This window comes from Draconibacterium sp., from assembly GCF_041583095.1.
Classification (GTDB): Bacteria; Bacteroidota; Bacteroidia; order Bacteroidales; family Prolixibacteraceae; genus Draconibacterium.
Genome location: NZ_JBFHGM010000214.1, coordinates 1 through 8,777, shown reverse-complemented (window position 1 = coordinate 8,777; position 8,777 = coordinate 1). Strand labels below are relative to the sequence as shown.

Genomic DNA, 8,777 nt, shown 5'->3' with positions numbered 1-8,777 from the left:
TTAGAAATGAGGTTCAGGTTCGCATTAAATTCAAAACCGGTGTTCAGCATCTCGCCAACATTGGCCCAGTAGCTATCGAAACCAAGCGATGTTGCCATTGGTTTTTCCATAAGCATATCCACGGTGCGACGACGGTAATATTCAAAACTAATATCAAAACGATCGAAAAGCACGGCATCAACACCAACGTTAAAGTTGTTGTTTTCTTCCCATTTTATCGACGTATTTTCTAATGATGAAAGTAGTGCTCCGTTCAGGTTGGCATTGGCCCAGTCGAGGTTATAAAGCGACTGCCAGCCATAATAAGTACCTATATTGTCGTTACCCTGTTTTCCGTAACTGGCTTTTAGTTTCAGGTTGTCGATAAAGGTCATCTCCTCCATAAAACTTTCTTCGCTGATGCGCCACGAGCCACCAACTGACCAGAAGTTACCCCAGCGGAAATCTTTGTGGAAACGCGATGAACCATCGGTACGGAAACTTGCCGAGAGGTAATATCGGTCAGCAAAGTCATAAGTAACATTGCTCAGGAACGATTCGATGGAATAATTATCCTCGAACGAGGTAAGCCCCGAAGTTGTTGAGCCCGGTGCCAGCTCCTTAATTCCTGAGTAGGGGAAGCCCGATTTTGAACCTTCCATTTCGTTAATGGTAAGTTTGTAAAACTCGTGACCCGCCAACACATTAATACTGTGTTTGCCAAAGTCTTTTTCGTAACGCAACAGTTGGTTAATGGTGTACGAAAGGCTTCGTACGTTGGTTTTATCGAGAAAACCACCAATATTGGCTGCATTACCAAAATCAGGGTTCCAGTATACGGTTTGATTGGTATTTATGTAATCGAAACCTACGTTTGTAGTAAAAGATAATCCATCGAAAGAACTGCCAAGTCCAATACCCAACAGATTTAAATGGAATCTTCCCGACAGGTTGTCGGCAGTAGTTTCGTAAGCATCTTCATATAAAGTTGCCACAGGGTTCCAGTTCGGGTTGGCACCCGACGGACGGGTTAAACCATAGTCGAACTGTTTCTCGCCTGTTTCCGAGAGTATAGGACTGCCATTTTCATCTTGCAGATAAACCGGGTAAATAGGTGCCATAAACTGCGCCGAATACCAAACGTTTGAGTTTGATGTGGTACCATCGTAACCCAGGTAATTGGTTTCTGTTTTTGAGAAGTTGACATTACCGCCGTATTTAAACCAGTTTTTCGGAGTCAGCTCTGCGCCAATTCTTCCGGAGATACGTTCGAAATCGGTGGTTTTCAGCAAACCTTCATCTTTTAGGTAGGCTACCGATGCGTAAACCTGTGAGTTGTCGGATCCGCCATTTATAAACAGCTGGTATTCCTGACGTGTTGCATTGTCGTTGGTCACTTCATCAAGCCAGTTTGATTCGTAAAGCAATTTAGCCGAAGGATTAACCCGGCCGGTTTGCGGATCGATCAATTCTGAAACGGGCATGTTGTATGGATTGTACATTTCGTTGGCACCAAAAATACCGCTGCTTCCTCTTAAGGCGTCAACGGCCATTGGGCCGGCCAAATCAGGATGAACACCATCGGTGTAGATCAACGCATTCTTATAACCCTGGAACGAAGCTTCGATAAAATCGGCTGTGCCAAGTGTTTCGTAAGGTTTAATAGCACGGTTCGAAAATCCGTAAGTGGCTTTTAGTTCCACCGACAATTCTTTCGACTGGCCTTTTTTAGTGGTAATTACCACAACTCCGTTGGCACCGCGCGATCCGTAAAGCGCACCGGCCGAAGCATCTTTCAAAATGGTCATCGACTCAATATCGCCCGGGTTTATCGAGTTCAGGTTACCATCGAAAGGCACACCATCAACTACATACAGCGGATTGTTGCTGGAGTTAATGGAGCCAAATCCGCGAATAACGATTTCCGCTCCTTCGCCGGGTTGTCCGGTTCCCGATGTGGTTTGAACACCGGCTACCTGTCCTTCCAGAGCTTTCGAAATATCGGCAACGGGTCGCTTTTGCAGCATTTCGTTGTCAACCACCTGGGCCGAGCCTGTAAACGATTCCTTTTTAGCAGTACCGTAGGCCACAACCATAACTTCGTCAACACCAATTACATCAGGTTCAAGTGTAACGTTGTAAACCATAGCATCGGTGACGGGGGCTTCCTCGCGTTTCATTCCAACAAAGGAGAAAATAAGGATTTCATCGACAGGCACGGTTAACGTATAGTTACCGTCCAGATCGGTAGTGGTTCCGGTAGTAGTTCCTTTTACGGCAACCGAAACACCGGGAATGGGTAGTCCATCTTCGGATGAAGTAACCGTTCCCCTAATTTGCTTTGTTTGGGCGAATAGTATTCCCACTCCACAAAACAAAGCCAGAACTAATAGAAGTAGTTTTTTCATATGATTCAAATTGTAAATGTTAAACTATCATGTGGAACGTGCATTTCTCTCCTTACTTTTGGGTAAGAATTTCCGTATTCGTTTCACCGATAAAACTTATATTCATACTCAAGCGTTATTACCCTTCGCTTTTGTAATTTCCAAAAGAAAACTCCCGTCGGGGAAACGGGAGTTTATTATCTGCCAGCCGGCCAGATAATTGCACTTTTTACATTTTAAATGCTGTTTAATTCTGTTTCTATGTAAAAAAAATGGAGTGCCGCTGTTAACGTTTCTAATTCCCCGAATCCCCTGTTTAATGATGTTTACGTGCCGGTTTGAGCTGTTTAGCGTTTGCCGGATTTTTAGCTTTTTGATCAAACTTACAGAATGCTGCGATACGCCGTAATTTTTATCAACCAACGGTAAGCACAAAGCGATAAATGGAAATAAACGGTAGATATGAGAACAAAAGCCGAGAAGGATGTTGTTGGCTGACATAAAAGGGGTATTGGCAGACGAAAGAATGTTGGTAAACGTAAAACGGGTGTGTTTCGTGGTCAATTTTAAATGGATAAGCCAAATTAAGGATTCATATAGATTTGCCGAACCTGCGAAATGTATGCTGATAATATTTTTTGATGTATCATAAAATCCATTATTTTTAAATCCATAATGAATTATAGTGCAAAATAAGCGTTTGTCGTAAACGCACACTTCGATAATCCTGTATATTGAAGGTGTTGAACTTCAGGGGTACATATCCGATAATGATTGAAAAATGAAGATTAGAAAAGTCCAAAAATCAGATAATAAACAATTAGCCGATTTAATAAGAGCAGCTTTTATTGAGTACGATGCTCCGCGGCAAGGAACTGTCTTTTCCGATCCAACTACCGATAACTTGTATGAGCTGTTTCAGAATGAGAAATCGGTTCTCTGGGTAGCAGAGAAGGATGGCGATGTTTTAGGATGTTGCGGCATTTACCCTACCGTTGGTTTGCCCAAAGGCTGCGCTGAATTGGTAAAGTTTTACCTGTTGGAAAAAGCCCGGGGAAAAGGTTTGGGCACGGTATTAATGGAGCAAAGTATCGAGTCGGCAAAAGAGTTGGGTTATTCCGAAATTTATATTGAAACCTTACCCGAGTTCGATAATGCTGTGGGAATGTATGAACGGGCAGGATTTGAACAACTGGAAAAACCTTTGGGTGATTCGGGGCATACGGGCTGCGATATTTGGATGATTAAAAAACTTTGAAGCATAAAAAAGGCGGGATAAAATCCCGCCCGGTTAATACTTTAAGCCGCGATGCCGGCAAATGCTTCTGCCAGTACATCGGGGTACATCTCTTTAAAATTTTCATAACACCAGTTGCGTAAGTTCTGCAACTGATCGGGCTCTACCCAGTTAATGCATTTGGATAACTCTTTACTGAACAATTCTTTGCTAAAACTAACTTTGGGTAGAATTACTTTTGCGTATTCTAACATGGCTTCTTCTTTTATTGTTCGTTACTAAAAATAACATCCAAAATTGAATTAAAGTATGCTGTAAAATATCCTTTAACACTAATTAACGAGTCTTTTTCAGCGATCATATTCTATTGCGCTGAGCATGTGTTATTTATATCTGTTTTACCTAAATCATGTTTCAGAACATTTATTTTTGTTAAACTTTTAGCAGTCAAACATTAGTCGGTCGTTAACATGTTTTTTACAAATTGGGCAACCGAATCGGCAGTTTTTACTTCCTCGCTGAATGAACTTACAAAGGCACTTCCGATAATGGCTCCGCTGGCATATTTACAGGCATTTGTAAAGGTGGCATTATCCGAAATTCCAAACCCGATGAGGCGCGGATTTTTGAGGTTCATTGCCTGAATGCGCTCAAAATAGTCCGCATGGAAATCTTCCACTTTTTTGCCGGCACCAGTTGTTGACGACGATGAAACCATGTATATGAATCCTTTGCTGGCATCATCTATTTGTCGAATGCGTGCTTCCGACGTTTGTGGCGTAATCAGCAAAATATTGTGCAGGTTGTTCTGCTCAAATATAGTTTTGTAGTTTGCTTCAAACTCATCCAACGGGAGGTCGGGCAGGATCGTTCCGTCAATACCAATTTCGTTACATTTCTGGCAAAACTTTTCTACACCGTATTGATAAACCGGATTTAAGTACCCCATCAAAACCAACGGTATAGAAACCGATTCGCGAATGGTTTTTAATTGCTCGAATAGCACTTTAATCGACATGCCGTTTTTTAAGGCAATTTCGCTGGTGCGCTGAATCGTTGGTCCGTCAGCGGTAGGATCGGAAAATGGCATACCAATTTCGATGAGGTCGACGCCATTTTTTTCCAGCTGCTGAATAATTTCAACCGTATCATTCAGGTTGGGGAATCCGGCAGTAAAATATACCGAGAGTATGTAAGCTTTTTTTCTTTCGAAAAGTTGATTGATTCTGTTGTTCATGATAATAGTTTTAATAGAACGCAGATTACGCTGATTTTGCAGATTTTCGTTGATAACTATCTGTGGAAATCAAATAAATATGTGTTGTCAGTGTTCGTTTTTTTAATATCCAAAATAATCCAGGTAAGTTTCCATATCCTTGTTTCCGCTACCCGAAAGGTTAATCACATTCACATCATCAGGATTCATTTTTATTTTATCCAACGCCGCAAGTGCGTGAGCTGATTCCAGTGCCGGAATAATGCCTTCTTTTTGTGTTAGCAGCAACACGGCCTGTAAAACTTCCTCATCGGTAGCAGCCAGAAACTTTGCTCGACCTGTTTTAAAAAGGTGCGCATGCAAGGGCCCTATTCCGGGGTAATCCAGCCCTGCTGAAATGGAATATGGTTCTGTAATTTGTCCGTCTTCATTTTGCATCAACACGGTTCTGCTTGAGTGTAACACTCCGGGCGTTCCAACCGTTAAAGTTGCTGCAGTTTCGTTGGTGTCAACTCCTTTGCCGGCGGCTTCCACTCCGATCAGTTCTACCTGCTCGTCATCCAGGAAATGATAAAAAGCACCTGCGGCATTACTTCCTCCGCCCACACACGCCAAAATACGTGTCGGGAATTCCGATCCGGTTTGTTCCAGCAATTGCTTTTTCATCTCGGCACTGATTACCGATTGGAAACGTGCAACCATATCCGGGTAGGGGTGCGGTCCAACCACCGAGCCGATAATGTAATGCGTATCTTCCGGATTGTTGATCCAGTCGCGCATAGCTTCGTTGGTGGCGTCTTTTAGTGTTTTGTTTCCGCTATGCACCGGAATTACTTCGGCTCCGAGCATCTTCATCTTCTTTACGTTTGGTGCCTGGCGCGAAACATCCAAAGCTCCCATGTACACGATACACTTTATTCCTTTCAAAGCACAAACCGTTGCAGTTGCCACACCGTGCTGGCCGGCACCGGTTTCGGCAATAATGCGCGTTTTTCCAAGTTGTTGTGCCAACAGAATTTGTCCGATGGTATTATTCAGTTTATGTGATCCGGTGTGGTTCAGATCTTCCCGTTTAAGGTAGATTTTGCTGCCGTAATGCTCCGAAAGCCGGCTGGCATAATACAGCGGCGACGGACGCCCCACATAATCTTTTAAGAGCTGATCAAATTCTTTTTTGAACGAATCTGATTCTATAATTTCAAGGTAACGGCGCTTGAGTTCATCAACATTGGTGAACATCATTTCGGGTATCCATGCCCCGCCAAATTCGCCGTAATATCCTTTTTCGTCTACTTGATATTTCATCTGATAAAATTTGTCGATTTTAATTCCCCCCTGTCGTCCGTCAGCTGACGGACTCCTGTCCCCCTGGGGGGACAATCGAATCCCGGGTTGTCGGGATGAGAAGGGGGGATCATATTCTGATTTCTTCAATAAAATGTTTTAGTTTGTCAATGTTTTTTAATCCGGGCTCGTCTTCAAAACCACTGTTCAGGTCTACTCCGGCCAACATCGGATGGTTAAGTTCTTTAATCTCGGCCACGTCATCCGGGCCAATTCCTCCACTCAGAAAGAATGGTGTATTCCCGGTGTAATTTTCCAGGATCTGCCAGTTGAATTTTTTACCCGAACCACCGTGTTGTTTGGTTTTGGTGTCGAATAAAAAATAATCCACATTGTCCTCGAAAGCAGCTGTTGATTCAAATTTAAATTCTTCATCCATAGGGAAGGCTTTTAAAACATGCAATCCCTGGTTTTTTAATATTCCACAGGTTTTTGGATTCTCCTTGCCATGCAATTGAATGTATTCGAAACCAAAGTTTTTGGCTAATCCCATAATTTCAAAAGCATTCTCGTTTACAAAAACACCTACTTTAGGTTTGTTAGATTGAAAGAGTCCGGCATCGGGTGTGTCACCCACAAATCGTTTCGACGGGCCGTAAAAAATATACCCCAGCAAGTCGACTCCAAGCGCTTCTACCTGTTCCCGATTTTGGGTGAATTTCATCCCGCAAACTTTTATTTTTAGATTTTTTGTCATCTCTTCATTTGTTATGTTTCACCCCTTTAATACCCTCAAGGTTTGTGATTATTAATCTCTAAGCTCCCCAATTAACTTTTTACAAGCTGCACCTGGATCATCCGTTTTCATAAAAGTCTCACCAATCAGGAACCCTTTAAATCCATGTTCTTTCAGGTAGTTGATCTCGGCAGCTCCTGCCAAACCACTTTCCGATATTTTTACAAATTTGGCCGGAATAAGTTGCGAAAGCTCCACCGAAGTTTCAACGCTCACTTCAAAGGTTTTCAGGTTGCGGTTGTTTACGCCCACAACATCAACATAGTTGTTAACGATCTCCAACTCTTCAGCATTGTGGATTTCCATTAAAACATCCAGCCCCAGTTCTTTGGCTTTTTTTGCCAGTTCCAGCGCCTTTTCTTTCGAAAGACATGCAGCAATTAAAAGAATTACATCCGCACCAAAAGCTTTGGCTTCCACAATCTGATAGGTGTCGATCATAAAATCTTTTCGCAAAATCGGAATATCAGGATTGGCTTCACGTGCTTTCGCCAGGTTGGCCAATGTACCGCCAAAATATTCAAAATCCGTAAGGACAGAAAGACACGAAGCGCCCGCAGCGTTGTAGGCTTTGGTAACTTCTTCCACTTTTGCTGAAAAATTGATCTCACCTTTTGATGGCGATTTTTGCTTGAATTCTGCAATAATTCCGGAAGCACCATCTTTTAGCAGGTTTTCTTTTAGCGAATTACATTTTCTGGTAAAAGCCGGGTATTTTTCCAGTTGCTCAATGCTAACCACCTTTTTCCGGGCAGCTACTTCCTGTTTTTTTGTTGCTACTATTTTATCAAGAATATTCATTGTCTTTTATTTATTCTGCTTTAAAAGGATTTGTTCGTAACTGCTTCCAACTTTTTCAACGCGTTTCCGCTTAGTAAAGATTCGCGTGCCATTTCAACACATTCGATCAATGTTTTATCCGGGAAAACAACGTGCAAACCAACGGCTGCGTTGGCAAGAACCACATTGGTTTGTTCCTTGGTCCCTTTTCCTTTTAATATATCGATAAATATTTTTGCGGCATCTTCTACCGATTCGCCACCATAAAGCTTTTCAGGTGCAAGCTGCTGCATCCCGAATTCTGATGCCGACACCAGTTTATCTTCCGATTTTGTAGCAAAGTGCGTGTCGGCAGTCAGCGAAATTTCATCGTAACCATCAACACTGTTCACAATGGCAAAGTTAACATTCAGTGTTTTATACACGTTCTTATAATACTCGAAATTTAAACTGTTATTCACTCCAAGTAGCTGATATTTTGGTTCCGACGGGTTGATCATCGGCCCAAGAATATTAAAGAAAGTTGGCACTTTCAAAGCCCTGCGTACCGGCGCAATGTGTTTCATGGCGGGGTGGAAGAGCGGAGCATGTAAAAAGCAAAATCCTCCTTTTTCCAGATCGCTTTTTAGTTTGTCGGTTTCGTTACTGAATTCGTAGCCCAGAAATTCCAAAACGTTTGATGAGCCGCTGGTTGAAGTGGCGGCATAATTGCCATGTTTGGTGACATTCACACCAGCACCTGCAACAACAAAACACGAGAGTGTAGAGATGTTGAAGGTGTTTTTGCCGTCGCCGCCGGTGCCCACAATATCGATTGCATTATAGTCTGAGAGATCAACTTTTTTGCTGAGTTCCGCCATGGCATCGCGAAAACCTCCAAGTTCTTCCGACTGCAAAGGACGCATTTTAAAAACGGTGAGAAATGCGGCAAATTCAGCTTCAGAATAAAGGCCTTTCCCAACGCCGGTTAAGGCAGCTTTTGCTTCTTCGCGAGTGAGGGTGTTTCCTTCAAATAGGTATTGTAATGTTTCTTTCATATCTAAGTAATTAGTATTGAGATTTGAGTAGTGAGTATTGACTCAATTAGTTATGCGAGAT

The 8,777-nt window shown here is 42.5% G+C and carries 8 protein-coding genes; 1 reads left to right on the top strand and 7 read right to left on the bottom strand.

The genetic code is table 11. The annotated features are described in order from the left end of the window. The coding region (locus ABZB17_RS16890; protein WP_372651811.1) for a SusC/RagA family TonB-linked outer membrane protein at positions 1–2,387 on the bottom strand (2,387 nt) is incomplete at its 3' end. Between the two features lie 760 nt (positions 2,388–3,147). On the opposite strand from ABZB17_RS16890, the gene ABZB17_RS16885 reads away from it, so the two are divergent. Beyond that, positions 3,148–3,624 carry a GNAT family N-acetyltransferase gene (locus ABZB17_RS16885; protein ID WP_372651810.1) on the top strand — a complete coding sequence of 159 codons (477 nt, stop codon included), beginning with the start codon at positions 3,148–3,150 and terminating at the stop codon, positions 3,622–3,624. A gap of 41 nt (positions 3,625–3,665) precedes the next feature. Here ABZB17_RS16885 and ABZB17_RS16880 read toward each other — a convergent pair whose 3' ends face one another. The 6 genes from ABZB17_RS16880 to trpD form a co-directional block, all read right to left on the bottom strand. Further along, on the bottom strand, positions 3,666–3,857 hold the full coding sequence (locus ABZB17_RS16880; RefSeq protein ID WP_045026390.1) for a hypothetical protein: 192 nt from the start codon (positions 3,855–3,857) through the stop codon (positions 3,666–3,668). Between the two features lie 200 nt (positions 3,858–4,057). Next, entirely contained in the window at positions 4,058–4,840 is a 783-nt protein-coding gene (trpA, locus tag ABZB17_RS16875; protein ID WP_372651808.1) for a tryptophan synthase subunit alpha, read from the bottom strand. A gap of 102 nt (positions 4,841–4,942) precedes the next feature. Next, positions 4,943–6,124, bottom strand: coding sequence for a tryptophan synthase subunit beta (trpB, locus tag ABZB17_RS16870; protein WP_372651807.1), 1,182 nt, complete (start codon positions 6,122–6,124; stop codon positions 4,943–4,945). A gap of 109 nt (positions 6,125–6,233) precedes the next feature. Beyond that, a complete protein-coding gene (locus ABZB17_RS16865; protein ID WP_372651805.1) occupies positions 6,234–6,860 on the bottom strand; it encodes a phosphoribosylanthranilate isomerase in 627 nt (208 codons plus the stop codon). Positions 6,861–6,911: 51 nt separating this feature from the next. Beyond that, positions 6,912–7,700, bottom strand: a complete 789-nt coding sequence (gene trpC / locus ABZB17_RS16860) for an indole-3-glycerol phosphate synthase TrpC (RefSeq protein WP_372651803.1) — start codon at positions 7,698–7,700, stop codon at positions 6,912–6,914. Between the two features lie 20 nt (positions 7,701–7,720). Beyond that, positions 7,721–8,716 carry an anthranilate phosphoribosyltransferase gene (gene trpD / locus ABZB17_RS16855; RefSeq protein ID WP_372651801.1) on the bottom strand — a complete coding sequence of 332 codons (996 nt, stop codon included), beginning with the start codon at positions 8,714–8,716 and terminating at the stop codon, positions 7,721–7,723. Between the last annotated feature and the right edge of the window lie 61 nt (positions 8,717–8,777).

Excerpts from the sequence above, each read along its gene's own strand:
- trpA (WP_372651808.1), bottom strand. The coding sequence starts at position 4,840 with ATGAACAACAGAATCAATCAACTTTTCGAAAGAAAAAAAGCTTACATA.
- trpC (WP_372651803.1), bottom strand. The coding sequence starts at position 7,700 with ATGAATATTCTTGATAAAATAGTAGCAACAAAAAAACAGGAAGTAGCT.
- trpB (WP_372651807.1), bottom strand. The coding sequence starts at position 6,124 with ATGAAATATCAAGTAGACGAAAAAGGATATTACGGCGAATTTGGCGGG.
- trpD (WP_372651801.1), bottom strand. The coding sequence starts at position 8,716 with ATGAAAGAAACATTACAATACCTATTTGAAGGAAACACCCTCACTCGC.
- ABZB17_RS16880 (WP_045026390.1), bottom strand. The coding sequence starts at position 3,857 with ATGTTAGAATACGCAAAAGTAATTCTACCCAAAGTTAGTTTTAGCAAA.
- ABZB17_RS16865 (WP_372651805.1), bottom strand. The coding sequence starts at position 6,860 with ATGACAAAAAATCTAAAAATAAAAGTTTGCGGGATGAAATTCACCCAA.
- ABZB17_RS16885 (WP_372651810.1), top strand. The coding sequence starts at position 3,148 with ATGAAGATTAGAAAAGTCCAAAAATCAGATAATAAACAATTAGCCGAT.